The 25,803-nt window shown below is 74.8% G+C and carries 17 protein-coding genes; 6 read left to right on the forward strand and 11 right to left on the reverse strand.

Annotated elements, in window-relative coordinates:
• The first annotated feature begins 52 nt into the window (after window positions 1-52).
• Entirely contained in the window at window positions 53-3,775 is a 3,723-nt protein-coding gene (locus AB0D01_RS32835) for a BTAD domain-containing putative transcriptional regulator (protein WP_363061716.1), read from the forward strand.
• A 23-nt stretch (window positions 3,776-3,798) separates the two neighbouring features.
• Here the strand turns inward: AB0D01_RS32835 and AB0D01_RS32840 are convergent, their stop codons facing one another.
• From AB0D01_RS32840 to panB, 3 genes are all read right to left on the reverse strand, one after another.
• A complete protein-coding gene (locus tag AB0D01_RS32840) occupies window positions 3,799-4,659 on the reverse strand; it encodes an ABC transporter permease (protein ID WP_363061718.1) in 861 nt (286 codons plus the stop codon).
• On the reverse strand, window positions 4,656-5,651 hold the full coding sequence (locus tag AB0D01_RS32845) for an ATP-binding cassette domain-containing protein (protein WP_363061720.1): 996 nt from the start codon (window positions 5,649-5,651) through the stop codon (window positions 4,656-4,658). Before AB0D01_RS32845 ends, AB0D01_RS32840 begins: the two co-directional genes overlap by 4 nt.
• Window positions 5,652-5,828: 177 nt before the next feature.
• Entirely contained in the window at window positions 5,829-6,710 is an 882-nt protein-coding gene (gene panB, locus AB0D01_RS32850) for a 3-methyl-2-oxobutanoate hydroxymethyltransferase (RefSeq protein WP_363061722.1), read from the reverse strand.
• Window positions 6,711-6,995: 285 nt separating this feature from the next.
• Here panB and AB0D01_RS32855 point away from each other — a divergent pair, with 285 nt between their 5' ends.
• A complete protein-coding gene (locus tag AB0D01_RS32855; protein ID WP_363061724.1) occupies window positions 6,996-8,024 on the forward strand; it encodes an endonuclease/exonuclease/phosphatase family protein in 1,029 nt (342 codons plus the stop codon).
• Between the two features lie 37 nt (window positions 8,025-8,061).
• Here the strand turns inward: AB0D01_RS32855 and AB0D01_RS32860 are convergent, their stop codons facing one another.
• Window positions 8,062-9,816 carry an NAD+ synthase gene (locus tag AB0D01_RS32860; protein WP_363061726.1) on the reverse strand — a complete coding sequence of 585 codons (1,755 nt, stop codon included), beginning with the start codon at window positions 9,814-9,816 and terminating at the stop codon, window positions 8,062-8,064.
• A gap of 63 nt (window positions 9,817-9,879) precedes the next feature.
• Window positions 9,880-11,184, reverse strand: a complete 1,305-nt coding sequence (locus AB0D01_RS32865) for a DUF4190 domain-containing protein (RefSeq protein WP_363061728.1) — start codon at window positions 11,182-11,184, stop codon at window positions 9,880-9,882.
• A gap of 242 nt (window positions 11,185-11,426) precedes the next feature.
• On the opposite strand from AB0D01_RS32865, the gene AB0D01_RS32870 reads away from it, so the two are divergent.
• On the forward strand, window positions 11,427-12,116 hold the full coding sequence (locus AB0D01_RS32870) for a DUF998 domain-containing protein (RefSeq protein ID WP_363061730.1): 690 nt from the start codon (window positions 11,427-11,429) through the stop codon (window positions 12,114-12,116).
• Window positions 12,113-13,045: an alpha/beta hydrolase gene (locus tag AB0D01_RS32875; protein WP_363061732.1), complete on the forward strand. Its 933-nt coding sequence runs from the start codon at window positions 12,113-12,115 to the stop codon at window positions 13,043-13,045. Before AB0D01_RS32870 ends, AB0D01_RS32875 begins: the two co-directional genes overlap by 4 nt.
• A gap of 43 nt (window positions 13,046-13,088) precedes the next feature.
• On the opposite strand, the gene AB0D01_RS32880 is transcribed toward AB0D01_RS32875, so the two are convergent.
• The 3 genes from AB0D01_RS32880 to AB0D01_RS32890 form a co-directional block, all read right to left on the reverse strand.
• Window positions 13,089-13,790 (reverse strand): DUF305 domain-containing protein, encoded by a 702-nt coding sequence (locus AB0D01_RS32880; RefSeq protein WP_363061734.1) that lies wholly within the window; start codon window positions 13,788-13,790, stop codon window positions 13,089-13,091.
• 38 nt (window positions 13,791-13,828) lie between these two features.
• The gene (locus AB0D01_RS32885) at window positions 13,829-14,491 is read right to left on the reverse strand and encodes a DUF3105 domain-containing protein (protein ID WP_363061736.1); all 663 of its coding nucleotides are present in this window, start codon (window positions 14,489-14,491) and stop codon (window positions 13,829-13,831) included.
• Between the two features lie 80 nt (window positions 14,492-14,571).
• Window positions 14,572-14,973 carry a hypothetical protein gene (locus AB0D01_RS32890; protein WP_363061738.1) on the reverse strand — a complete coding sequence of 134 codons (402 nt, stop codon included), beginning with the start codon at window positions 14,971-14,973 and terminating at the stop codon, window positions 14,572-14,574.
• A 174-nt stretch (window positions 14,974-15,147) separates the two neighbouring features.
• Between AB0D01_RS32890 and AB0D01_RS32895 the strand changes: the two genes are divergently transcribed.
• Window positions 15,148-16,509, forward strand: coding sequence for a glutamine synthetase family protein (locus tag AB0D01_RS32895; RefSeq protein ID WP_363061740.1), 1,362 nt, complete (start codon window positions 15,148-15,150; stop codon window positions 16,507-16,509).
• 60 nt (window positions 16,510-16,569) lie between these two features.
• Here AB0D01_RS32895 and AB0D01_RS32900 read toward each other — a convergent pair whose 3' ends face one another.
• The 3 genes from AB0D01_RS32900 to AB0D01_RS32910 all read right to left on the reverse strand — a co-directional run bounded on the left by AB0D01_RS32900 (window position 16,570) and on the right by AB0D01_RS32910 (window position 22,069).
• Entirely contained in the window at window positions 16,570-17,280 is a 711-nt protein-coding gene (locus AB0D01_RS32900; protein ID WP_363061742.1) for a hypothetical protein, read from the reverse strand.
• 55 nt (window positions 17,281-17,335) lie between these two features.
• Window positions 17,336-19,399 (reverse strand): PIG-L family deacetylase, encoded by a 2,064-nt coding sequence (locus AB0D01_RS32905; protein WP_363061744.1) that lies wholly within the window; start codon window positions 19,397-19,399, stop codon window positions 17,336-17,338.
• Between the two features lie 255 nt (window positions 19,400-19,654).
• Window positions 19,655-22,069 carry a PIG-L family deacetylase gene (locus tag AB0D01_RS32910; protein WP_363061746.1) on the reverse strand — a complete coding sequence of 805 codons (2,415 nt, stop codon included), beginning with the start codon at window positions 22,067-22,069 and terminating at the stop codon, window positions 19,655-19,657.
• 643 nt (window positions 22,070-22,712) lie between these two features.
• Here AB0D01_RS32910 and AB0D01_RS32915 point away from each other — a divergent pair.
• Entirely contained in the window at window positions 22,713-25,712 is a 3,000-nt protein-coding gene (locus AB0D01_RS32915; protein ID WP_363061748.1) for a bifunctional [glutamine synthetase] adenylyltransferase/[glutamine synthetase]-adenylyl-L-tyrosine phosphorylase, read from the forward strand.
• The last annotated feature ends 91 nt before the right edge of the window (window positions 25,713-25,803 follow it).

Here is a 25,803-nt window from a genome sequence, read left to right on the forward strand (position 1 = left end):
GCCCCGACGCCGGGGGGCCGGGGCGGGGCCCGGAGCCGGGGACAATGGGGCGGTGCGTTACGCGATCCTCGGCACCACCCGGGCCTTCCGCGACGACGGCGGAGCCGTCGCCGTCGGCGGCGCGCGCCTGCGGGCGCTGCTGACCGCGCTCGCGCTGCGCCCCGGCCGCCCCGTCCCCGCCGCGCGGCTGGTCGCCGAGGTCTGGGACGCCGACCCGCCGGCCGACGCCCACGCCGCCCTCCAGGCCCTGGTCGCGCGGCTGCGCCGGACGCTGGGGCACGCGGCGGTGCGTTCCGCGCAGGGCGGCTACCTGCTGGACGCCCGGCGCGAGGACGTCGACCTGTACCGCTTCGAAGCCCTCGTCCGGGCCGCCGCCGACGCCCCGGACCCGGCCGGGGCGGCGGCCCTGTACGAGGAGGCCCTGGCCCTGTGGCAGGGGCCCGCGCTGGCCTCCCTCCCCGACCCGACGCCCGAGTCCACCCGCTGGGAGGCCGTACGCAGGGACGCGCGCCGGGGTCGCCTCGGCGCGGCCCTGGCCCTGGGCCGGGCGGAGACGGCCCTGCCCGAGCTGACCGAACTGTGCGCCCGGCACCCCCTCGACGAGTCCTTGCAGGTGCTGCGCCTGCGGGCCCTGCGTGCGGTGGGCCGCCCGGCGGAGGCGCTGGCCGGCTACGAGGAGGTCCGCCGCGACCTGGCGGCCCGCCTCGGCACCGACCCGGGCCCCGCCCTGCGCGCCCTGCACACCGAACTCCTCACCCCCGACGAGCCGGCCCCCCCGGCCGCCCCCGGAGCCCCGGTCGGAGTCGGGCGCCCCGTTCCGCCCGGCTCGGGCCCCGGCGAAGGCGTGCGTCCCGGCCCGGTCGGCCCCGCGGGCCCCGGCGAAGCCGGACATTCCGCCCCGGGCGCGGCCGGCGGCGCGTCCCCGGCAGGCCCCGGGACCCCGGGCGCAGCCGCCCCGGCCCCGTCCGTGCCGGGCACGCCGGACGCATCCGAGCCCGGCGTACTCGCGCCCCCGCACCCGGTCGGTGGGACACCCACGGCAGCCCCCGGAGCCCCGGGCGGAGCCGGGCGCCCCGTTCCGCCCGGCTCGGGCGCGGGCGGAGGCGTGCGTCCCGGCCCGGTCGGCCCGGCGGGCCCCGGCGAAGCCGGACGTCCCGCACCGGCCCCGGACGCGGCGGGCTCCGAGGTTCCCGGCCCGGTCGGGCCCGCGGCCCCCGGTGGGGTTTTCGGCGCGGAGGCCGGTGGGACCGGGCGGACCGCCGGAGGCAACCTGCGGGCGCGGCTGACGACCTTCGTCGGGCGCGAGGAAGACATCCGGGCCATCGGTGACGACCTCGCCCGCGCCCGCCTCGTCACCCTCCTCGGGCCCGGCGGCGCCGGCAAGACCCGGCTGTCCCAGGAGGCCGCCGAGGCCCACGCCGGCCACGCCTGGCCCGACGGGGTGTGGTTCGTCGAACTGGCGCCCGTGGACGACCCCGAGGACGTGGCCGAGGCCGCGCTCGCCGCGCTCGGCGCCCGCCGCACCACCCTGCGCGGCGCCGGCGCCGAGGAACTGCGCGCCCTCACCGACCGCACCGGCGACGACCCGCTCGACCGGCTCGCCGAGCACTGCGCCCGCCGTGAGCTCCTGCTGCTCCTGGACAACTGCGAGCACGTCATCGGCGCCGCCGCCGAGCTCGCGGAACGCCTCCTCACCCACTGCCCCGGCGTCCAGGTCCTCGCCACCAGCCGGGAACCCCTCGGCGTGCCGGGGGAGTTCCTGCGCCCCGTCGAGCCCCTGCCGCCGGCCCCCGCGCACCGCCTCTTCGCCGACCGGGCCGCCGCCGCCCGCCCCGGCTACGACCCCGCCCGGGACCCGGCCGCCGTCGCCGAGATCTGCCGGCGCCTGGACGGGCTCCCGCTGGCGATCGAGCTGGCCGCCGCCCGGCTGCGGCTGCTCACCCCGCGCCAGATCGCCGACCGCCTCGACGACCGCTTCCGCCTGCTCACCGGCGGCGCCCGCACCCTGCTGCCCCGCCAGCAGACCCTGCGCGCCGTCGTCGACTGGTCCTGGGACCTCCTCGACGCCCCCGAACGCACCGTCCTGCGCCGCCTGTCCGTCTTCGCCGGCGGCTGCGACCTGACCGCAGCCGAGGACGTCTGCGCCGACCCCGCCTACGAGGTCGCCGACATCCTCGGCTCCCTCGTCGACAAGTCCCTCGTCGTCGCCGAACCGGCCCCCAACGGCATGCGCTACCGCCTCCTGGAGACCGTCGCCGAGTACGCCGCCGAGCGCCTCGCCGAGATCGACGGCGACCGCGCCGCCACCGAACGCCGCCACCTCGTCCACTACCGCGAACTCGCCCGTACCGGCGAGCCCCTGCTGCGCTCCCGCGCCCAGCGGGAGACCGCCGAGCGGCTCTCCACCGAGTACGAGAACCTGCGCACCGCCCTGCGCCGGGCGGTCGCCGCCGGCGAGGCCCAGGAGGTGCTGTGCCTCGTCCACTCCCTGGTCTGGTACTGGCACATGCACGACCTGCGCTCCGAGTCCCGGCACTGGTCCAACGCCGCCGCCGCGCTCGGCCCCGATCCCTTCGCGCCCCCGGTGATCCCCGCCGAACCCGTCCACACCCGGATCGTCGACGCGCCCCCGCCCTACGACGGCGAACTCCTCACCGAGGGCTGGCGCGGCATCCGGATGATCCGGCTCGCCGCCCGGGACCAGAACAGCGCCGGCTGGAACTCCCCGGACATCCGCGCCGAGGTCGAGGGCATGGTGGCCGCCTACCGGCCCGGCCTGCCGCAGACCTGCCGGGCCCCGTCCGGCCTGTGGATCTACGCCGTCATGATCGCCGGCGATCCGGAACTGCTCCGCACGGCGGTGGACGGGAACGTCGCCGTCGCCCGCGAGCTGGGCCTGCGGTGGGAGCTGGCCTCCGCCCTGCAACTGCGCGCCAACGTCTTCGCCAACCGCGCCGACTGGTCGGGGGACGCCGTCCGCGACGCCGACGAGAGCCTGGCCCTCTTCCGCGAGCTGGGCGACGACTGGGGCTGCGCCGAGGCCCTCGCCGCCCGCGCCGAGTCCCGGGAACGGCGCGGCGACCACGCCCTCGCCGCACAGGACTACCTCGACGCGATCGAACACGCCGCACGCCTCGGCGCCAAGGCCCAGGTGGCCGTGATGCGGGTGCGGATGGCCGGCACCCTGATGGAGACCGGTCGGGCGGACCTCGCGGAGGAGATCCTCACCGAGGTCCTCGCCGACTCCGAGCACTACGGCAACGAGGCCATGCCCGCCTGCCGCATGTTCCTCGCCGACATCCTCGGCCGGGACGGCCGCTTCGACGAGGCCCGCGCCCAGATCAAGGCGCTGCGCGAGGAGTTCGCCTTCGGGGCGTACGCGATCTTCGACGTGTTCCTGCTCGCCACCGTCGGCCGGCTCGACAACCGGCAGGGGCGCCACGAGGACGCGCTGACGCTCGTCCGCGGGGCCGTGGGCACCTCCATGGACCCCCTGGCCCTGATGGTCGCGCCGCAGTTGCCGGCCGTGTTCCTGCTGACGGCCGCCGTCGCCCTCGCCGCCCCCGACGGCCCCCGCCGCGAGGAGGACGCCGCGCGGCTCCTGGGCGCCTACCGCGCCCTCCTGCCCGCCGGGCACGCTCCGATCAGCACCGAACGCGAGGACGCCGCCTTCGTCGAGGAGCACGCGCGGGCGGCCCTCGGCGCCGCCGCCTACGCGCGCGCGTACGCCGAGGGCGGCGGCCTCTCCCCGGGGGAGGCCGCCGCCCTCGTGTGATCCGGCGCTCCGGCCGGGCCGCGTCAGGTCTTCTGACGGAACTTGCGGACCGCCAGCGGCATGGTGACCAGCGTGATCGCCAGCGACCAGCCGAGCGTGAGCCAGACGGAGTTGCCGAGCGGGGCGTCGTTGATCAGTCCGCGGGCCGCGTCGGCCAGGTTGGACAGCGGGTTGTAGTCCGTGAAGGCCTGGAGCCAACCCGGCATGGTCGACGGCGGCGCGAAGATCGAGCTGCCGAACTGCAGCGGCATCAGCACGAGCATCGCCATGCCCTGGACGGCCTGCGCGGTCTTCATGGTCAGACCCAGCAGGATGAAGATCCACATCAGCGAGGCGCCGAAGACGGCCGACAGACCGATGGCGAGGAACAGGTCCAGGACCGAGGACTTGATGGACAGGCCCAGGATGAAGCCCACGCCCAGGAGGATCGTGATGGCGACCATCATCCGGCCGAGCTCGACCACGATCTTCGCGATGAGGACCGAGGAGCGGGCGATCGGCATGGACCGGAAGCGGTCCATCACGCCCTTCTTGAAGTCGTCGTTGACGCCGGTGCCGACGCCCATCGCGATGTTCATGCCCATCATCGCCATCAGGCCCGGGACGACGTAGTTGACGTACTCGCCCTGGTTGCCCTTGCCGGAGATCGCGCCGCCGAAGACGAACACGAACAGCAGCGTGAAGATGATCGGCATGAACAGGACGTCGAACATCGACTCCGGGTCCTGCTTGATCTGGAGCAGGTTGCGCCGGGCCAGGGCGCCGATGTGGCGCAGGTTGCCCCGCAGCCCGATCCGGCCCTCGTCCGCGACCGGGGTGCGGACGGCGGAACCGGCCGCGGCGGTCGTGGTGTCGTCGCGGCTCGTCGTGGTGGCGGAGCTCATGCCGCGACCTCCTCGGTGATGGCGGGCTTCTGGCCGGTGATCGACAGGAACACCTCGTCCAGGCTGGGCAGGTAGGTGCCGAGGTCGGCGATGGCGTGACCGCGGGCGGCCAGCAGGCCGACCACCGCGGTCAGCTGCTCGTCGCTGAGGATCGGTACGAGGAGCACGCCCTCGTCCGGGACGGCCTGGGAGCCGGACACGCCGTCCAGACCGGCCTCGGCCAGCGCGCGGGCCATGCCGGGCAGGTCGGCCGACTCCACGGGACGGATCCGCAGGGTCCGGCCGCCGACGCGGGCCTTCAGCTCGTCGACCTTGCCCTTGGCGATGACCTTGCCCCGGTCGATGACCGTCAGCTCGCTCGCGAGCTGCTCGGCCTCCTCCATGTACTGGGTGGTGAGCAGGACGGTGGCGCCCTCGGCGACCATCCGCTGCACCTCGTCCCACACCTCGTTGCGGGTGCGGGGGTCCAGGCCGGTGGTCGGCTCGTCCAGGTACAGCACGGCGGGACGGCCGATCATCGAGGCGGCCAGGTCGAGCCGGCGCCGCATGCCGCCCGAGTAGTGCATCGCGGCCTTCTTCGCCGCCTCGGTGAGCGAGAACCGCTCCAGCAGCTCGTCGGCGCGCGAGCGGGCCTCCTTGCGGGACAGGTCCAGCAGGCGGCCGATCATGTAGAGGTTCTCCCAGCCGGAGAGCTTCTCGTCGACCGAGGCGTACTGGCCGGTCAGGCCGATGGTGCGGCGCAGCTGCCGGGGCTGGCGGACCACGTCGAAGCCGGCGACCGTGGCCGTGCCGGCGTCGGGAACGATCAGGGTGGAGAGGCAGCGCACCAGCGTGGTCTTGCCGGCGCCGTTGGGGCCGAGGACCCCGAGCACCGTTCCCTCACGGACATCCAGGTCGACCCCGTCCAGGGCCTTGGTCTCGCCGTAGTGCTTGACCAGCCCCCGTACTTCCACGGCGTGGGGGTTCTTGTCGATTCGCGTCATGTCCACCATGGGACCAGCCGCCACTGACAAACCACCGACAGCGGACCGACAGGCGACCGACGGCCCGCCGACACGTACGTGCCGCCGGGCCGCGGGAAGGGCCGGTCAGGGCGCCGGGAGGAGCCGGGAGGAGCCGGGAGGGGCCCGGTGAGCCCGGCCGGGAGGTTCCGGCCGGGCCCCTTCGGATCAGTGGAAGGCGTGCTCTTCCTGCGGGAACGTTCCGCCGACCACGTCCTCGGCGAACGCCTTCGCCGCGTCCGTCATCGTCGCGCGGAGGTTCGCGTACTGCTTCACGAACCGCGGCAGCTTCCCGCCGGTCAGGCCCATCATGTCGGTCCACACCAGGACCTGCGCGTCACACTCCGAGCCGGCGCCGATGCCGACCGTCGGGATGTGCAGGGACCGGGTGACCTCGGCGGCCAGCTCGGCCGGCACCAGCTCCAGCACGACCGCGAACGCGCCCGCGTCCTGCGCGGCCTTCGCGTCGCGCAGCAGCCGGTGCGCGGCCTCGTCGCCGCGGCCCTGCACCCGGTAGCCCATGGCGTTCACGGACTGCGGGGTCAGACCCAGGTGGGACATGACCGGGATGCCGGACTGGACGATCAGCTCGGTCTGGGCGAGCGAACGCTCCCCGCCCTCCAGCTTGACCGCGCCCACCCCGGCCTCCTTGACCAGGCGCGTCGCGCTGCGCAGCGCCTGTACGGGGCCTTCCTGGTACGAGCCGAACGGCAGGTCGCCGACGACCAGGGCGCGACCGGTGCCCCGTACGACGGCCGCCGACAGCAGCGTCATCTCGTCCATCGTCACGGGGACGGTGGTCTCGTAGCCGAGGTGACAGTTGCCCATCGAGTCGCCGACGAGGATGACCGGGATGCCGGCCTCGTCGAAGACGGACGCGGTCATCGCGTCGTAGGCCGTGAGCATGGGCCACTTCTCGCCGCGCTCCTTGGCGAGGGTGAGGTCGCGGACGGTGACCCGCCGGGTGCCGGCCCCTCCGTACAGGGTGGGGGCGGCGGCTTCGCGGGCAGGCGAAACGGCATGCGTCATTGCAACTGCTCCTTGTGTCATCTCGAGGCGCCCTCACGGCGTCCCCGGACTCACTCCCCATGGTGGCACCCGTCCGGCCGTGGACGGTAGTGGCGCGGGCCCGGCACGATGACCCGTACGTCACACTCCCGGCCCCCACCGGGGGCGCGCGACCCAATGTGCGCGTTTCGTGACAAGCGGAACCTTGGCCGCACGGCCGTTCGTCCTCGGGAAGGTACGGCCGCACAGGACGGCGCGGAAGGCTCCGTACATCGCCTAGGGTCAAGGGGCGGGGACGGAGCGCGAGCACGGCAGCGAGGACATGGCATGGCACAGGCGTATGTGACGGAGACGGGGAACGGCGGCTCCGAGCCGGAGCCCTCCGGGTCCGGTCTGCGGCACCGACTGGCCGAGCTGCGCCGTGACCCGGGCATCTGGCGGCGCGGGATCGTGACCGCCGCGATCGCGGCGCTGATCTCGCTCGTCATGATCTTCCACGCGGAACTGCCCAACGACGTCGGCAACCTCGGCAGCCTCATCGAGACCTTCCTGCCCTGGCTGGGGCTGGCCGTCCCGGTGCTGCTGGCCATCGCGGTGGTCCGCAAGTCCGCGACCGCGCTGATCGCGATACTGCTGACCGCCGTCGTCTGGGCGAACCTCTTCGGCGGGCTGGTCACCGACAAGTCCGGTCGCGGCGGCAACCTGATGATCGCCACCCACAACGTCGACGCCGACAACCCCGACCCGCGCGGGACCGCCGAGTCCGTCGCCAAGTCCGGGGCGGACGTGCTGGCCCTGACCGAGCTGAAGGCCGGCGCCGTCCCGATCTACGAGAAGGCGCTGGAGGAGACGTACAAGTACCACGCCGTCGAGGGCACCGTCGGGGTGTGGAGCAAGTACCCGCTGACCTCCAGCCGCTCCGTGGACATCCGCCTGGGCTGGACCCGCGCGATGCGCACCACCGTGGCCGGCCCCTTCGGCGACCTCGGCGTCTACGTCGCCCACCTGCCCTCGGTCCGGGTCAAGCTCAACGCCGGCTTCACCGCCAACCAGCGCGACAACAGCGCCGACGCGCTGGGCGCGGCGCTGGCCTCCGAACCGCTGAAGAACGTCGTCCTGATGGGCGACCTCAACGGCACCATGAACGACCGCGCCCTGTCGGAGGTCACCTCGCAGATGCGCTCCACGCAGGGCGCCGCGGGCGACGGCTTCGGCTTCAGCTGGCCGGCCCAGTTCCCGATGGCCCGCATCGACCAGATCCTGGTGCGCGGGGTGAAGCCCGAGGCCTCCTGGACCCTGCCGCGCACGGGCAGCGACCACCTTCCGGTCGCCGCCCGCGTCACGATCCGCCCGTAGGCCCGTAGGCCCGTAGGCCCGCAGGTCGCGGCGGGGCCTACGCCTGCTCGCGCCAGCCGTTGGTGATGGGCAGGCGGCGGTCCTTGCCGAAGCCCTTCGCGGAGATCTTGGTGCCCGGCGGGTACTGGCGGCGCTTGTACTCCGCCGTGTCCACCATCCGCACGGTCCTCGCCACCAGGGCGCGGTCGTAGCCGGCCGCGACGATCGCCTCCAGTCCTTGATCGCGGTCCACGTACAGCTCCAGGATCGCGTCGAGCACCGGGTAGTCCGGCAGCGAGTCCGTGTCGACCTGGTCGGGGCGCAGCTCGGCGCTGGGGGGCTTCACGATCGAGTTCTCGGGGATCGGCGGGGTCTCGCCGCGTTCGACGGCGGCCCGGTTGCGGTGGCGCGCGAGCCGGAACACGTCCGTCTTGTAGACGTCCTTGATCGGACCGTAGGCGCCGACCGAGTCGCCGTAGAGCGTGGAGTAGCCGACGGCCAGCTCGGACTTGTTGCCCGGGGCCAGCACGATGTGGCCCTCCTGGTTCGACAGGGCCATCAGCATCGTGCCGCGCAGGCGGGACTGGAGGTTCTCCTCCGCCAGACCGGTGAGGCCCAGGGCGCCCATGTAGGCGTCGAACATCGGCTCGATGGAGACGGTCCGGAAGTTGAGACCGGTGCGTCGCGCGAGGTCGGCCGCGTCGCCCCGGGAGTGCTCCGAGGAGTACTTCGAGGGCATCGACACGCCGTACACGTTCTGCGCGCCGATCGCGTCGCAGGCGATGGCCGCGACGAGCGCCGAGTCGATGCCGCCCGACAGTCCGATCAGGACGGAACGGAAGCCGTTCTTGCGGACGTACGCGCGCAGGCCCACGACCAGCGCGTCGTAGACCTCCTCGTCGTCGTCGAGGCGGTCGGCGTAGCCGCCCGTGACCACCGGTTCGTACGGCTCGACCGGCTCCTCGGTGAGGACGACGCGGTCGATGCGCAGGCCGTCGTCCACGACGCCCTCGGGGGCGTCCGGGCGGGCGGCGGGCAGATCGAGGTCCAGCAGCACGCAGCCCTCGGAGAACTGCGGCGCGCGGGCGACCACCTCGCCGGAGGCGTCCACCACGATCGAGTCCCCGTCGAAGACGAGCTCGTCCTGGCCGCCCATCATCGCCAGGTAGGCGAGGGTGCAGCCGGCCTCCTGGGCGCGCTTGCGGACCAGCTCCAGGCGGAGGTCGTCCTTGTTGCGCTCGTAGGGCGAGGCGTTGATCGACAGCAGCAGGCCCGCCCCGGCCGAACGGGTGGCGGGCACGCGCCCGCCCTCCTGCCAGAGGTCCTCGCAGACGGCGAGCGCGACGTCGACGCCCCGCACCCGGATCACCGGCTGGGTGTCGCCCGGCACGAAGTACCGGAACTCGTCGAACACCCCGTAGTTGGGCAGGTGGTGCTTGGCGAAGCGCAGGACGACCTCGCCGCGGTGCAGGACGGCCGCGGCGTTCTCCGGGGACCCGGCCGGACGCCCGAGGCGGGGCGTGGCCCGCTCGGTGCGGTCCAGGTAGCCGACGACGACCGGCAGCTCGCCGAGGCCCTCCGCCGCGAGGCGCGCCGCGAGGGCGCGCAGGGCCGTGCGGGAGGCCTCGACGAAGGACGACCGCAGGGCGAGGTCCTCGACGGGGTATCCGGTCAGCACCATCTCCGGGAAGGCGACCAGGTGGGCGCCCTGCTCGGCGGAGTGCCGGGTCCAGTGGACGATCGAGTCGGAGTTGGCGGCGATGTCGCCGACGTGCGAGTCGATCTGATTCAGAGCCAGACGTAGTTGAGGCACGCCCCCAGTGTAATCGTCTTTCTGACGCGATGTCCTGGGTGCGGGGTCACGGGCCCCGCCGGTTCAGCGGGGCCCGTCGACGGGACCGGCGTACTTCACCGGGTGCAGCAGGACGTTCGGGGAGAGCTCGACGCGGATCTGTCGGGTGCCGGGCGGGAGCTCGTAGGCGGCCGTGCCGGTCGCGGAGCCGCCCGGCTCGACGTTGCCGGAGATCCGCTTCGGCATCTTCCCGTCGATCACCAGCCGGCAGGGGCGGCCCTGCTCGTCGGTGACGGCGGGCATCGCGTAGGAGAAGGCGTGGGCCCGTTCCCGGTTGTTGGTGACGGTGAAGGTCAGCTGGACGGCGTTCTTCACCTCGATGTACTCGCTGGTCGTCTTGTACGGGCGCGGCTGCGCGACGCTGACCTTGAAGCCGGTCGGGTAGGCGTACTCCGTGCCGAACGCGAGCGGGGTGGTGGCCCCGGGGCCCGTCGGGGCCGTGCTCGGGGCGGTGCCGAGGCCGGAGTCCCACTCGTCCTCGTACTCGTCGTCGTGGGCGTCGGGCTCGGGCCAGTCGTACTCGCCGCTGATGGGGTCGTCGTACCGCTCGATCTCGTCGACGATCCTGACGGTGAGGAAGAAGCCGCCGACCGAGACGGCGAGGCTCAGCACGCCGAGGACCACGCCCGTGACGGCCATCGCCTTGCGCGGGGCGCCGCGGACGGCCCGGACCAGGCCGGCGATGGCGATGCCGAGGCCGGTGAGGCCCGTGAGGGTGCCGAGCCAGAAGACGAACGGGACGATGCTCAGCAGCACGCCGATGATGCCGAGGACCAGCCCGGCGACGGCCAGGCCGTTCCCGGGCTCGGGGGCGGTGGCGTAGCCGGGGTATCCGGGATAGCCGGGGTATCCGGGGTATCCGGCGTGGCCCGGGTGTCCCGGGTGACCGGGGTGGGGCGGGCCGGGAGGGCCGGCGGGCGCCGTCGGCGCCCCGTACGGGGCCGGCGCGGCGAACGCGCCGGCGGCCGGGGGAGCGGCGGGGCCCGGGGCGGTCGGGGCGGCGACGGAGTCGATCGGGGCGAACCCCGAGGGCGCGGCGGCCGGCGGGGCGAAGGGGTTGGCCTCGGCGGGCGCGGCGGGCGCGACCGGCGCGACCGGCGCGACCGGCGCGGGGGGCGCCGGGGGCGCGGGCGGCGGGGTCTTCTCCAGTGAGGTCGGCGTCAGGGCCTGCGTCGGCGTCGGGGCCTGCGGGGTCTTCTCCAGGGAGGGCCCGGACGGTCCCGTCGGCTCCGACGGTCCCGCCGGCGACCCGGTCTCGGGTATCGGCGTTCCGGCGGGTTCGGTCGGCGGGCCGGCCGGGTTGCCGGGCGGGTCGGTGGGCGTGCTCATACCTGGCGGCGTCCTTGAGGTGGTGCGGCATGCGGAGGGTCCGGGCGTGCGTCAGCCTGCCACGGCGCCCGGGGCCGTCCAACCCCGTGGCCCGGTCGGCCCCGCCGCGCGGAAGGAATGGGGCGGTATGTCCCGGTCCCGCCCCGCCCGGGCAACGTCTGCGGGTCCTCGTACGTCTACTGGAGAGTAGGGCCCGCGGCAGAGCGTGGGCCCGCCCCCGAGCTTTTAGGATAAGTCGCACTATGCGTACAAAAGGGAACGCGTGGCCCGTCGCCACCCTGATCGGCCTCGGTGCGGCCGCCTATACCGCGTGGGTCCTCGAAGTCGTCCTCTCGACCGGCCTCAACCCCATCGAGACGTACGTCAGCGAACTGGCCGCCCAGGACCAGCCGATGGGCGGCCTCTTCCGCGCCACCGACTTCACCGCCGGGATGCTCGCCTTCCTCGGCGCGCTCCTCGCCCTGGCCCGACTGACCCGCCACCCCGAATCCCGCAGGACCTGGGCCGTCATCGGCTGGGCCGGCATCGCCCTCTTCGGCGCGGCCACCGCCGCCGACGCCTGGCTCCCGCTCAGCTGCGCGCCCACCGTGGACCCCGAATGCGCCGCCCGCGAGACCGCCGGCCTCGTCCCCGCCACCCATCAGGCCCACGCCGTCAGCAGCAGCCTCGCCATGACCGGCGCCCTCACCGGCATAGTGGCCCTGACCGTCGCCGCCCGCCGCTACGGCTGGTTCGCGCCGCTCGCCCGCTACGGCCCCGCCCTCGTCGCCCTCGAACTCCTCGCCACCGTCTGGACCCTGACGGCCATCGCGATGTTCACCGCCGGGCGCGGCACCTGGGCCCTCGGCGCGGGCCAGCGGCTCCAGGTGCTCCTCGTGGCCCTGTGGCTGGGGCTGCTCGCCTGGTCCGTGCACAAGGAGCGGCGCACGTGACCCAGCCTCCCCGCGCCGCCGCCGCGCCCCCCGCTCCCCGCTTCGTCGTGGTGGACGGGATCCCGCTGCACGTCCTCGTCGAGGGGCCCTCGCCACGGGCCGCCCCCCGCACCCCGACCGGGCCGCCCGTGGTGCTCAGCGCCGGGCTGGCCATGGCCTGGTTCGACTGGGACGCGGTCGCGGCCGAACTCGTCGCCCGGGGCCGTACCGTGATCCGCTTCGACCGCCCCGGACACGGCCTCAGCGCCCCCGCCGTCCGGCCGCCGGGCGCCGTCGCCGAGGCCCACCGGATCGCCGCCCTGCTGGACGCCCTCGGCCTGCCCCCGACCCGCCCCGTCACCGTCGTCGGGCACTCCATCGCCGGATTCCACGCCGAGGCCTTCGCCCGCCTGCACCCCGCGCGCACCGCCGCCCTGGTGCTGCTCGACTCCAGCGTGGAGGAGAGCCCCCGTACGCCGCTGCCCACCGGGATCCGTACCGCCGCCGCCCGCGCCCTCGGTCGCGCCGCGAGCGCCCTCGGACTCCCGGCCGCGCTCGGGCCCGCCGCCCGTGAGGCCGCCGTACGCGCCGGCCGGGCGGGCCGCGCCGCGGATCCGGCCGCGCGGGACCTCGTACGCCGCTGCTACCGCACCGGCCGGGTCTGGCGCGGGGCCCTGCTGGAGAACGCCCGCTACCCCGACACGGCCGAGGAGCTGCTCGCGCTGGCCGCGCGGCACCCGCTGACCGCCCCCGCCACCGTCCTCGCCGCCCACGACGGTCGCCACGGGCGCGCCGGGCGACGCTGGCTCGAACGGCAGGCCGCCCTCGCCGACCGGCTCGGAGCCCGCTTCGAGGTCGCCGAACCGGCCGGCCACCTCGTCATGCTGGACCGCCCGCACCAGGTGGCGCGGGCGGTCCTCGCGGCCGACGCGGGCGACCGCCTCCCGTAGGAGGACGGCCGACCCCGCGCCGGTGCACCCGTACGGGTGCGGATCACGAGCGCGGGGCGGCCCCGCGCTCGCGCAACATGTCGGCCATCAGCCTCAACTCCGACTGCTGCGCCTCGACCATGCCCCGGGCGAGATCCCGCTCGACCGGGGTGCGGCACTGCCGGGCACACCCCTCGGCCATGGCCACGCCGCCCTTGTGGTGGTCGGTCATCAGCTGGAGGTAGAGCACCTCGGCGTCCCGGCCGTCGGCGGCGGCGAGCCGTGACAGCTCCTCCTTGGTGGCCATGCCCGGCATGAGGGCACCGGGCTTGGCTGCGGGGTGACCGCCGCCGCCGCCGCCGGCGCTCCCGCCGTGACCGCCGTGGCCCTCGCCCGCCCCGGCCCCCTCCGGCGCGGCCATCCACGCCATCGGCGGCTCGTCCGCCACCACCTTCGGCAGCCCCCACAGGTCCAACCAGCCCAGCATCATGCCGCGCTGGTTGGCCTGCGTGTTGGCGATGTCGTAGGCCAGGCTGCGGACGGCCTCGTCCCGGGTGCGGTCGCGGACCACGAAGGACATCTCCACCGCCTGCTGGTGGTGGACCGACATGTCCCGGGCGAAGCCCGCGTCGGGGGAGTACGTCCCCGGGGTGCGGGCCGGCCCGTCCGCGCCGCCGGAACCGTTCGCGGCGGCGACCGTGGCCCCCACCGCGAACAGCGCCGCCAGCACCACCGCCGTGCCCGCGACCCAGTACGTACGCGGCACGCGCCGCCCGCCCTCCGCCTCCGCCGCCCGTGGCGCGGTCACTTGTCGGCCAGGCCGTTGGTGCAGGCCGCGCCCGGCTCGGGGGTCTGCGGGCCCTGCACGTACTTGGTGAAGAACTGCGCCACCCGCGGGTCGGCCGCGCTGTCGACGGTGACCTGCTTGCCCCACGCGCTGAGCATGATCGCCCCGGTCTGCTCCTTGACCGGGCTCATCAGCGTGTACGGGGTCTTGCCGACCTTCTCGGCGAGCTTGTCGACCTCCGCCTTGGGGGCCTTGTCGCTGTACGTCACCCACACGGCGCCGTGCTCCAGCGAGTGCACGGCGTTCACCTCCGGGATCGGGTTCTGGTAGACGTCGCCGTTGCAGTTCATCCAGCGGGGGTGGTGGTCGCCCCCGACCGGCGGGTTCATCTCGTACTTCACGGGAGTCTGCACGTGGTTGCGGCCCAGCTTGGCCGCGTCCCACGTCTGCTCCCCGGTCACGGGCGACTTGCGGGCCGCGACCGCGTCCTGTTCCTTCTTCTTCTCGTCCTGCTTCTGGTCGATCAGCACCCACGCGCCGAAGCCGACGAGGCCGGCGACGATCGCCGTCGACACGCTGATCGCCACGATCTTGTTGCGCCGTTCGCGTGCCTGGTCGGCGCGGCGCATCTCGGCTATGCGGCTCTGACGGGAGTGCTGCTCGGGGGTCCTGCTGGCCATGTGCCCTGGTTCCTTCTGCTGAGGGGGGTGTGGGGTGGAGCCGGTGGAGCGCCTGCCGGTGTGCCGGGGCGCCGGAACCATCAGGTCCGCAGCACTTGCAGGGCGTGCAGGTCGGGGGCGCGCGCCAGGGTGCCGTGCGGCCGGACCGGGCCCGCGCCCGCCGGACGTACGCCGGGGGCCGGCCCCGTGCGCTCCGCCACGGCGACGGCGGGCGGCGGGGCGGGCAGCACCGCCGGGGTCACGTGCGCGAGGCCGCGGCAGCCCGGGTGGTCGTACGGGGCCACACAGGCCGCGTGCGCCCCGCCCGGCACGGCGTGGGCCGCGTGCGCCCCCGCGGGACGCTCCGGCCCCACCGGGCCCGCCGGCCGCGCGCACAGCACGGACGCGCAGGCCACCGCGGCGAGGGCGAGGAGCAGCAGGAAGGCAGCGGGACGCGCGGAAGGCCGCCGCCCCCCGTCCCGCGTGTGCTCCCGGCCCCCCATGGGCGCAGATGGTAATGCTCATGACGGGTCGGAGGTCAGTGCGGGGGTGCCGGCACCTTTCGGGGGTGCGTAATGTGGCGGAAACCACCACTGGCGATACTGGGCCGGCCCGACTGTGCCCCCGACCCGCCGGGGCGGTGGTGCACAGGCCGTCTGAACTGCGAGGATGAAGGCATGGACAAGCAGCAGGAATTCGTCCTCCGGACGCTCGAGGAGCGCGACATCCGCTTCGTGCGCCTGTGGTTCACCGACGTACTGGGCTTCCTCAAGTCCGTCGCGGTCGCCCCCGCCGAGCTGGAGCAGGCCTTCGACGAGGGCATCGGCTTCGACGGCTCCGCGATCGAGGGCTTCGCCCGGGTCTACGAGTCCGACATGATCGCCAAGCCGGACCCGAGCACGTTCCAGATACTGCCGTGGCGCGCCGAGGCCCCCGGGACCGCCCGGATGTTCTGCGACATCCTGATGCCGGACGGCTCCCCGTCCTTCGCGGACCCCCGCTTCGTCCTCAAGCGCATCCTGGCCAAGACCTCCGACCTGGGCTTCACCTTCTACACCCACCCGGAGATCGAGTTCTTCCTGCTGAAGGACAAGCCGCTCGACGGCTCCCGCCCGGTGCCCGCCGACAACTCCGGCTACTTCGACCACACTCCGCAGAACGTCGGCATGGACTTCCGCCGCCAGGCGATCACCATGCTCGAATCCATGGGCATCTCGGTCGAGTTCAGCCACCACGAGGGCGCCCCGGGCCAGCAGGAGATCGACCTGCGCTACGCCGACGCCCTCTCGACGGCCGACAACATCATGACCTTCCGCCTGGTCATGAAGCAGGTCGCCCTCGAACAGGGCGTCCAGGCCACCTTCATGCCCAAGCCCTTCTCCGAGTACCCGGGCTCCGGCATGCACACCCACCTCTCCCTCTTCGAGGGCGACCGCAACGCCTTCTACGAGTCGGGCGCCGAGTACCAGCTCTCGAAGGTCGGTCGATCCTTCATCGCGGGCCTGCTGAAGCACGCCGCCGAAACGGCCGCCGTGACCAACCAGTGGGTCAACTCCTACAAGCGGATCTGGGGCGGCTCCTCGCGCACCGCCGGCTCGGGCGGCGAGGCCCCCTCGTACATCTGCTGGGGCCACAACAACCGCTCGGCCCTGATCCGGGTCCCGATGTACAAGCCGGGCAAGATGGGCTCCTCGCGCATCGAGGTCCGCTCGATCGACTCGGGAGCCAACCCCTACCTCACCTACGCGGTCCTCCTGGCGGCGGGCCTCAAGGGCATCGAGGAGGGCTACGAACTCCCGGCCGGCGCCGACGACGACGTCTGGGCCCTGTCCGACGCCGAACGCCGCGCCATGGGCATCGAACCCCTCCCGCAGAACCTCGGCGAGGCCATCGCCCTGATGGAACGCAGCGAACTGGTCGCGGAGACCCTCGGCGAGCACGTCTTCGACTTCTTCCTGCGCAACAAGAAGCAGGAGTGGGAGGAATACCGCTCGGAGGTCACGGCCTTCGAGCTGCGCAAGAACCTGCCGGTGCTGTAGCGGGCGGGTCAGAGGCGGTACCCCGGGCCGACGGCGGGCAGCCGTCGGCCCGCGGGCGTTTCAGGGCGTGGCGCAGGTGAGGGTGATCTGTGCGCTGCGGGCCGTCATGTTCGCGGACGGGACGTGCAGGGTCACGAACACGCTGGGCGAGACGCCGTTCACCGAGGGCGGGAAGGTGACGACCTTCAGGAGGGAGACGCTTTCGATGCCGGGGGCGAAGGTGGCCGTTCCCGCGTCGATGGGGTCGCTGCTGGAGGCGTACGTCCAGTGGTAGCGGACCTCGCCCTTGCCGGTGCCGCTGATCTTGCCGTCGAATTCGGCCCTGGTCGGCTTGGAGCAGTCGACCACGGTGCCCGGCTTGGTGAGCGAGAGGACCTCGACCTTCGTCACCCGGACCTTGCCCTGCTTGCCGCCGCCCTGCTGGTCGCGGGGCGGGGTGAGGCAGGTGACGCGTTCGCCCTTCGCGGTGACGACGTACTGGCCGTGGCGGACGTCCCGCCGGTCGAGGGTGCCCTCCGCGCCGACCCGGGTGCGCTGGTCGGTGCGCGGTCCCTTGATCGTGACCGACTGGTTCGGGGCGAAGCCCTCCAGGACGAGGGTGTACGGGCCGCTCCCGCCCTCTCCGGTCGCCACCAGCTCGCACGAGGCGGTCGGCAGAGCCGGGGCCGTGGGGGCCGTCGGGGCCGCCGGGGCGGCGAAGGCCGGGGTGAGGGTGAGCGCCGGGACGAGGAGCGTGGCGGCGAGGAGCGGGAGGTGGCGGTGCCGGTTCATCGTGCTGCCCTCCGGGATGGGCGGCCCCCGAGGCTCCTCCCAGGATATCGGCGGGTCAGGCGGGCGGCGGGAAGACGGCCGGGTGCCAGGTGGGGTGGGGTGCGGGGGCCGTGGCGTGGAGGCGGGCGTCGAGGCCGAGGACGGCCGTCGTGGTGACGCCGGCGCGGTCCTGGACGGCGGCGGGGGCGCCCGCGTAGAGCATGCGCGACTCCGTCCAGGCGGGCGGGCCGCCCAGGGCGGTGGCGCCGATGGTGCCGGTGTCCGCGCGACCGGTCAGCAGGCGGCCCGCGACGCCGACCGCGCCGTACCCGGCCCGGCCACCCGACTCGGTGACCGCGGACAGCCGCGGGGCGCCCGGGCCGGCCGTGGCGAGGGCGCTGCGCACCACTCCCGAGTCGGGGCGCCGGAAGTAGAGGCGTACGCCCGCGCCGTCCGGGGCGGCGGTGAGCGGGACGGTGGTGGCGGGCAGGCCAGTCGGGAACGGGCCGGTGAGGGGGGCGCCGGGGGCGGGCTGCGTCCAGGCCAGGACCGAGCCGGTGGTGGCGGCGTAGACGTGGCGCCGGCCGGCCGTGTCCACCGCGGTGACGGGGTCGCTCTGGAGGTCCTCGCCGCCCAGGCGCTGCCAGTCGGTGAAGGCCCCCGACGGCTGCTCGGCGCGGGCGCGCAGGGTGCGCCGGGTGTCGCGGACGTAGACGGTGAGGCGGCCGCGGTCGTCGACGGCGGCGGCGGGCGCGCTGATCGCGGAGGTGCCCGGCTCGTCGCCCGGTTCGGGGGTGCCGAGCGAGGTCCACGCCCCGAAGGGGCCGTCGGGCGCGGTCTGGACGGCGTGGACGACCTCGCGCCGGTAGTCGGCGGGGCGGGGGCCGAGCGTGGTGCGGGTGGCGAGGACGGCGACGCGGCCGTCGGGGAGGCGTACGGCGCAGGCGCCCGGGTCGATGCCGGTGCCGGGCAGCAGGGCCGGGCCGGTCCAGGTCCCGGAGGGGTCGCGGTTCCAGACGGCCATCCGTCCGTCCAGCGCGGCGAACGCCCAGAGCCGGCCGGGGGCGCCCTCCGTCAGCCAGGCGGTGGTGTCGGCGCGGGCGTAGCGCAGCGACTGGGCCCAGTTGCGGCCGGTGGGGCTGCCGGCCACCTTGCGGTCGCCGCAGCCGGAGGGGCTCCCGCAGTGGTCGTCGCGGTCCTGCCAGGCGTAGGTGCGCAGGTAGTCGGTCTTGGTCTCGGCGGTCTGCGGGTCCAGGGAGTGGGGCAGGGCGCCGTTGTGGTAGCCGAGGTAGCTCTGCACCGAGAAGTGCGGCCGGTCCGTGACGCGTTGCGCGTAGAGGGCGGTGGCGGCCTGGACGAAGCGGGCGCCGTACATGTGGTCCTGGTGGTCGGTGTACTTGCCGCTGTCTGCGTACCGGCCGGGCGTGGGGTCCTGCATCCGTATCGTCGTCGGGCGGTAGCGCTCCAGGATCCCGGCTATCGACTCCGTCACCTGGTCCTTGGTGTACGAGAACGGCTCCTTGACGGGGGTGCCCGAGGTCAGTTGGGCCCCCAGGGCGGGTATGGAGCCGTTCCACAGCCCGCGCAGGCTGTCGGGGTTGTCGCCGGCCGGGCTGCGGGCCTCGCGCAGTTGCAGCCAGACCAGGTGGACCTGCGGTCGGGCGAGGAGGACGTCGAGTTCGGCCCGGCCGCCGCCGGCGGTCGGTATGACCGTACGGCTCCACGGGCTGGAGCGGTCGCCGGTGGCCATCTTGGCGTAGGCGGCGCGTATGCCGTTCTGCCGGGCCTCCGCGTAGTGGGCGCGGTCGGCGGGCTGTTCGGGGTCACGGGCCTCGCCGCCGCGGGCCTCGTTGCGGCCGTCGGCCTCGCCGGAGGTCAGGTAGGCGGTGGTGACGCGGGTGTCGGACAGCAGGGAGCGGCTGAGGTCGGGGTTCATGAAGAACAGGTCGTCGTCGGGGTGCGCGACGACCTGGACGACGGTGCCGGCCGTGACGCTGGCGGGCAGCGCGCGGGCGGGCGTCCGGGCCGTGCCGTCGGCCGCGGTCTGTTGGCCGGAGGCCACGGCGAGTACGCCCGAGGCGCCCACGGTGAGCATGGGCACCACGGCGGCGAGGAGGAAGCGGCGGCGGGTGAGTGGCATCGGGTCACGCCTCGGGGTCGTTCCGGACGGGCTGGAAGAACCGCTGTGCAGTCATGGAGAGGCCGAATCGGGGAACTTGGTTCACCGTTTCCGTCGATGACGCGCGCTTTTCCGGAGACGACCGGTCGTGATCATGCCCTGTCGGTGGCGGGTGCGTGCATGTGCCCGGAATGTGGACGTGGTTGAGGGGCCCGCGCGCCAGGACGCGTTCCGGGGAGGGGTGTTGCGGGGTGGGGTGGGGCGGGGCCGGCTGTCCTAGCGGGGCGCGTTGCGCGGGCCCACCGGCTGCCACGGCGCCAGGTGCGCGTTCGGCGCGTCGGTCGAGGAGGTCACGTAGAGCCGGGCGTCGAGGCCGACGACGGCGAGGCTGACCATGTTCCTGCCGGTCATGGTGCTGGACGGGGCCCCGACGAACATGAGGGGCGAACGCTCCCACGGGCGGTCCGGTCCGAGGTCCGACCCGAGTCGGCCGCCGGCGGAACGTCCGGCCAGCAGGTTCCCGCTCGCGGTGACCGAGCCGAAGCCCTGGAGGCCGCCGAGGTCGGTCAGGCCGTGGGTGGTCGGCCCCGGGCCGCCCTGTCCGTGCGCGCCGCCCTGTCCGTCCGGGCCCGCCCGGTCCTCGATGGTCATCAGGGCCGTGCGGACGTTGCCCGAGCCGGGCTTGCGGAACCACAGCCGCACCCCGCCCTCGCGGCCCTCGGCCGTCAGCGGGAGGGTGGTGTCCGGCAGGCCGGTGGGGGTGGCGGGGCCGAGCGGGGCGCCGGGCGCGGGCTGGGCCCAGCCGAGGACCGTCTTCGTGGTCGCCGCGAACACCATGCGCCGCCCGGCGCCGTCGGTGGCGGTGGTCGGGGTGCCGTGCACGTCGGAGCCGCCGAGGCTCTCCCACGGGCCCCAGCCGCCGTCCTCCCGCTGCACGCGTCCGCGCAGGGTGTTGGCGCCGTCGCGCACGTACACGGCCGGGCGGCCGGTGCCGTCGAGGGAGACGGCGGGGGCGCTGATGTCGGAGGTCCACTCCTCGTCGGAGGCCTCGGGGGTGCCGAGCGACTCCCACGCGCCGAACTCCTCGGAGCCGGGGGCGCGCTGGACGGAGAGGACCACCTCGCGCCGGTAGTCGGCGGGGTGTTCGCCGAGGGTGGTGCGGGTGCCGAAGGCGGCGGTGCGGCCGTCCTTCAGGGTGACGGTGGAGATGCCCTGGTCCATGCCGGTGCCGGGGAGCAGGCGCGGGCCGCTCCAGCGGCCGAGGAGGCCGGTCCGGTGCCAGAGCGCGACCTGGCCGTCGAGGACCTTGAACGCCCACAGGCCCTGGTCCTTGTCGGAGGTGAGCCAGGAGGTGCCGGTGCCGCGCGCGTAGTTGACCGTACTGGTCCAGCCGTTGCCGGAGGGGCGCTCGGCCACCTTGAGGTCGCCGCAGCCGGCTTCGCTGCCGCAGTGGTTCTCGCGGTCGAGCCAGGCGTAGGTGTCCAGGATGTCCAGCTTCTCCTTGGCCTCGCCCGGGTCGAGGGCGCTGGGCAGGGAGCCGTTGAAGTAGCCGACGTAGTTCTGCGTCGCGAAGTGCGGGCGGTCCTCGACCTCGCGGGCGTAGACGGCGGCGGCCGCCTGGGCGAAGCGGGCGCCGTAGAAGTGGTCCTGGTGGTCGGTGTAGCGGCGGGTGTCGGCGGTGCGGCCGGGGGTGGGGTCCTGCATCCGTATCGTCGTCGGCCGGTAGCGCGCGAGGATCCCGGCGAGGGTGCGCACGACCTGGTCCTTGGTGTACGTGAACGGCTGCCCGACCGGGGTGCCGGACGCGAGCATCGACTCCAGGTGCGGGACGCGGCCGTCCCACAGGCCGTGCAGGCTGTCGGGGACGTCCTGGTAGACGTGGCCCGCCTCGCGCATCTGCAGCCAGACGAGGTTGACCTCGGGTTTGGCCACGAGGACGTCGAGCTCGGCGTGGCCGCCGCCGGCGGTCGGTATGACCGTACGGGTCCAGCGGCTGCCGCGGTCGCCGGTGGCCATCTTGGCGTAGGCCGCGCGTATGCCGTTCTGGCGGGCCTCGGCGTAGGCCGGCTTGTCGGGGCGGGCGCCGGCTTCCCGGCCGGTGCCCGCGTTGATGCCGTCGGCCTCGCCGGAGGTGAGGTAGACCGAGGTGACGGGGTGGCCGGTGGCCAGGGAATAGCGCAGGTCCGGGTTCATGAAGTACAGGTCGTCGTCGGGGTGGGCGACGATCTGGAGCACCCGGCCGGGGTCGGGGGCGTCGACGGCTCCGGCGGTGGTGGCGCGCGAGTCCGCGGTGGTGGGCGTGCCGAGGGCGGCGAGGGCCTCGTTGCCGCGCAGTACCAACATGAACGCGGCGGCGCCGGCGGCGGCGAGGGCCACCGCCTTGACGGTACGGGCCCGGCGGTGCGCGCCCCGGTGGGCGGCGACGGGGTCCGTGGGGGCGGGGGTGGGCGCGGGTGCGTCGCCGTCCGGGTCGGCGGTACGGGGACCCGCCGGCGGGTGGGTGGCCCGCCGCGCGGGGACGCGCGGCGCACCCCCGGCCTCGGCGCCGGCCCGTCGGGGGCCGGGGACCAGCGGGGGTCCGTCCGTCGCGGCCGACCGTCCGGCGGTGCGGGTGCGGGCGCCGGCGGATCCGGTTGCGGGGGCGGCGGTCCCGGGCGTGGTGGGGCCGGGGGCGGGGGGTCCGTCGGACATGGGGCTCCTCGCGGCCGGTCGGGCGGGGACCGGGCCCCTGACACATCGATCTATAAGTAATCAGATAATCCGACAAGGCGCCGCATGATGTGCGCCACGACACCCCGATCCCGGCGGACCCGCCCGGACCGACCGAGCCGGCGATCGCCGCGGCCCGGCCCGCAACCACCCCGCGCACACGGCCCGTCGACCCCCACGGCCCCTCCGCGACCCACCCCGGGGGCGCCGCCCCGCACCCCCGACCCACCCGCCGCACGTGCCCGACACCACACCCCGACCCCGCGCCCGCGCGCCTCGCGCCGTGCGGGATCCGCACCCCGCGCCGCCGCGCCGGCGTCGCGTCCCGTGCCGCGCCACAGCGCCGGCCCCGCGGCCCGCGCCCCCGCGTCCACGTGTCCGGGCGACCGCCGGCGTCGCCCGCCGCCACACTCCGCGCCCCGCGCCGCCCCCGCACCTCCGCGACCGCCGGTCGCCGCACCTCCGCGACCGCCGGTCGCCGCACCTCCGCGACCGCCGCCGCCCCCGCGCCAGCGCCGCCGCGACCGGCCGCGGCAACCCCCGGAGATCGCCCGGCCGGGACCCAGGCCATAGGCTCCCTGTGAAGCAGACGGCCACGGCAGCGACGTACGCGGGAGGCGGCGGGATGACAGTCCCGGGACGCAGGAGCAGTACCTTCACCCGGCTGCTGCGCAGCGGGTTCACCGACCCCTCCGCCGCGGCCCGGCTCCTCGAAGCCGACGCCCTCGCCTCCGTGCGCGCCGACCCCGTGCTCCTCGACGCCCTCGGCGCCACCGCCGATCCGGACCTCGCCCTGCGGGGACTCGTCCGCCTCGCCGAGGCGCAGAGCGACGAGGACCGCCCCCGCCTCCTCGACACCCTGGTCAGCGCCAAGCCCCTGCGCGACCGCCTCCTCGGCGTCCTCGGCGCCTCCGAGGCGCTCGCCGACCACCTCGCCCGCCACCCCCTCGACTGGCAGGCCCTGGTCACCTACGAGGCATCCGACCTGCACCCCGGCCTCGCCGAGTTCGAACGCGGGCTGGCCGACGCCCACGACCCCGTCCACCTGCGCGTCGCCTACCGGCGCTGCCTGCTGTCCATCGCCGCCCGCGACGTCTGCGGCACGATCGACATCGCCCAGAGCGCCGCCGAGCTCGCCGACCTCGCCACCGCCACCCTGCGCGCCGCCCTGCGCATCGCGAGCGCCGCCGCCCCCGAGGACGCGGCCCGCTGCCGGCTCGCCGTCATCGCGATGGGCAAGTGCGGCGGCAACGAACTCAACTACGTCTCCGACGTCGACGTGATCTTCGTCGGCGAGGCCGTCGCCGGGCCCGGAGGCGACGTCGACGAGCCCCGGGCGCTCCAGGCCGCCACCCGCCTCGCCTCCCACCTCATGCGGATCTGCTCCGACACCACCGTCGAGGGCACCATCTGGCCCGTCGACGCCAACCTCCGCCCCGAGGGCCGCAACGGCCCCCTGGTGCGCACCCTCTCCTCCCACCTCGCCTACTACCAACGCTGGGCCAAGACCTGGGAGTTCCAGGCCCTCCTGAAGGCCCGGGCCGTCGCCGGCGACGCCGAACTCGGAGCCCAGTACATCGAGGCCATAAGTCCCCTCGTGTGGCAGGCCGCCGAACGCGAGAACTTCGTCGCCGACGTCCAGAAGATGCGCCGCCGCGTCGTCGACAACATCCCCGCCGACCGGGTCGACCGCGAGCTCAAACTCGGCCCCGGCGGCCTGCGCGACGTCGAGTTCGCCGTCCAGCTGCTCCAACTCGTCCACGGCCGCGGTGACGCCACCCTGCACTCCGGGACCACCCTCGACGCCCTGCACGCCCTCGCCGCCGGCGGCTACGTCGGCCGCGCCGACGCCGCCCAACTCCACGACGCGTACCGCTTCCTGCGCACCATGGAGCACCGCATCCAGCTCTACCGGCTGCGCCGCACCCACCTCGTCCCCGAGGACGAGAACGACCTGCGCCGCCTGGGCCGCTCCATGGGCCTGCGCACCGAACCCGTCGCCGAACTGGGCAAGGCCTGGCGCCGGCACGCCTCCGTCGTCCGCAGGCTGCACGAGAAGCTCTTCTACCGGCCCCTGCTGGACGCCGTCGCCCAACTCGGCCCCGGCGAGGCCCGGCTCTCCTCGCGCGCCGCCGGCCAACGCCTCGAAGCCCTCGGCTACGCCGACCCCGTCTCCGCCCTGCGCCACCTGGAGGCCCTCGCCTCCGGCGTCAGCCGCAAGGCGGCGATCCAGCGCACCCTGCTGCCCGTCCTCCTCGGCTGGTTCGCCGACTCCGCCGACCCGGACGCCGGACTGCTGAACTTCCGCAAGGTCTCCGACGCCCTCGGCAAGACCCCCTGGTACCTGCGCCTGCTGCGCGACGAGGGGGCCGCCGCCGAGAACCTCGCCCGCGTCCTGTCCGCCGGCCGCCTCGCCCCCGACCTGCTGATGCGCGCCCCCGAGGCCGTCGCCCTGCTCGGCGACCCCGAAGGGCTCCAGCCCCGTACGCACGAGGCCCTCACCCAGGAGGTCCTCGCCGCCGTCGGCCGCGCCGACACCGCCGAGGCCGCCGTCGCCGCCGCCCGCGGGGTCCGGCGCCGCGAACTTTTCCGCACCGCCGCCGCCGACATCATCAGCTCCTACGGAACCGAGGACAGCCCGGCCGAGACCGACCCCGGGGCCCTCGTCGACCGCGTCGGCCGCGCCGTCTCCGACCTCACCGCCGCCACCGTCGCCGGCGCCCTGCGCGCCGCCGTCGGCGGGAACTGGGGCGAGACCCTCCCCACCCGCTTCGCCGTCATCGGCGTCGGCCGCTTCGGCGGACACGAACTCGGCTACGGCTCCGACGCCGACGTCCTGTTCGTCCACGAACCCCGCGAGGGCGTCGACGAACAGGAGGCCGCCAAGGCCGCCCAGGCCGTGATCGCCGAGATGCGCAGGCTCCTCCAACTCCCCACCGCGGACCCGCCGCTGCTTATCGACGCCGACCTGCGCCCCGAAGGCCGCTCCGGCCCCCTCGTGCGCACGCTGGCCTCCTACGCCGCCTACTACCGCCGCTGGTCCCTGACCTGGGAGAGCCAGGCGCTCCTGCGGGCCGAACCGGTCGCCGGCGACGAGGACCTCGGACGTCGCTTCATCGAGCTGATCGACCCCCTGCGCTACCCCATGGAGGGGCTCGGGGACGACGCCGTGCGCGAGATCCGCCGGCTCAAGGCCCGGATGGAGTCCGAACGCCTGCCGCGCGGCGCCGACCCGACCCTGCACGCCAAACTCGGCCGGGGCGGGCTCAGCGACGTCGAGTGGACCGTCCAGCTCCTGCAGATGCGGCACGCCTGGGCCGAGCCGGGCCTGCGCACCACCCGCACCCGCGAGGCCCTGGCCGCCGCCCACGCGGCCGGGCTGATCCCGACGGAGGAGGCCCAGATCCTCGACGAGGCCTGGGTCCTCGCCACCCGCGTCCGCAACGCCGTCATGCTGGTCCGCGGGCGCGCGGGCGACAGCTTCCCCTCCGACGTCCGCGAACTGGCCGCCGTCGGCCGCTACCTGGGCTACGCGGAGGGCACCGTCGGCGAGATGCTGGACGACTACCGCCGCACGACGCGCCGCGCCCGCGCGGTGGTCGACGAGCTCTTCTACGGGGCCTAGGGCCTGTCGTCAAACTCCTGTCGTCGCCCGGAGGGCGGCCCTGCGGCGTCTGGTGCGTGCTCTCGGCGTGCCGGGCGGAAGCACGTGTACC

The organism is Streptomyces sp. NPDC048606 (assembly GCF_040650855.1).
Lineage (GTDB): Bacteria > Actinomycetota > Actinomycetes > Streptomycetales > Streptomycetaceae > Streptomyces.

Coding starts and splice junctions, on each gene's coding strand:
- AB0D01_RS32840 (WP_363061718.1), bottom strand. CDS start 4,659: ATGAGCTCCGCCACCACGACGAGCCGCGACGACACCACGACCGCCGCG.
- AB0D01_RS32845 (WP_363061720.1), bottom strand. CDS start 5,651: ATGGTGGACATGACGCGAATCGACAAGAACCCCCACGCCGTGGAAGTA.
- panB (WP_363061722.1), bottom strand. CDS start 6,710: ATGACACAAGGAGCAGTTGCAATGACGCATGCCGTTTCGCCTGCCCGC.
- AB0D01_RS32855 (WP_363061724.1), top strand. CDS start 6,996: ATGGCACAGGCGTATGTGACGGAGACGGGGAACGGCGGCTCCGAGCCG.
- AB0D01_RS32865 (WP_363061728.1), bottom strand. CDS start 11,184: ATGAGCACGCCCACCGACCCGCCCGGCAACCCGGCCGGCCCGCCGACC.
- AB0D01_RS32870 (WP_363061730.1), top strand. CDS start 11,427: ATGCGTACAAAAGGGAACGCGTGGCCCGTCGCCACCCTGATCGGCCTC.
- AB0D01_RS32885 (WP_363061736.1), bottom strand. CDS start 14,491: ATGGCCAGCAGGACCCCCGAGCAGCACTCCCGTCAGAGCCGCATAGCC.
- AB0D01_RS32890 (WP_363061738.1), bottom strand. CDS start 14,973: ATGGGGGGCCGGGAGCACACGCGGGACGGGGGGCGGCGGCCTTCCGCG.
- AB0D01_RS32895 (WP_363061740.1), top strand. CDS start 15,148: ATGGACAAGCAGCAGGAATTCGTCCTCCGGACGCTCGAGGAGCGCGAC.
- AB0D01_RS32900 (WP_363061742.1), bottom strand. CDS start 17,280: ATGAACCGGCACCGCCACCTCCCGCTCCTCGCCGCCACGCTCCTCGTC.
- AB0D01_RS32905 (WP_363061744.1), bottom strand. CDS start 19,399: ATGCCACTCACCCGCCGCCGCTTCCTCCTCGCCGCCGTGGTGCCCATG.
- AB0D01_RS32910 (WP_363061746.1), bottom strand. CDS start 22,069: ATGTCCGACGGACCCCCCGCCCCCGGCCCCACCACGCCCGGGACCGCC.
- AB0D01_RS32915 (WP_363061748.1), top strand. CDS start 22,713: ATGACAGTCCCGGGACGCAGGAGCAGTACCTTCACCCGGCTGCTGCGC.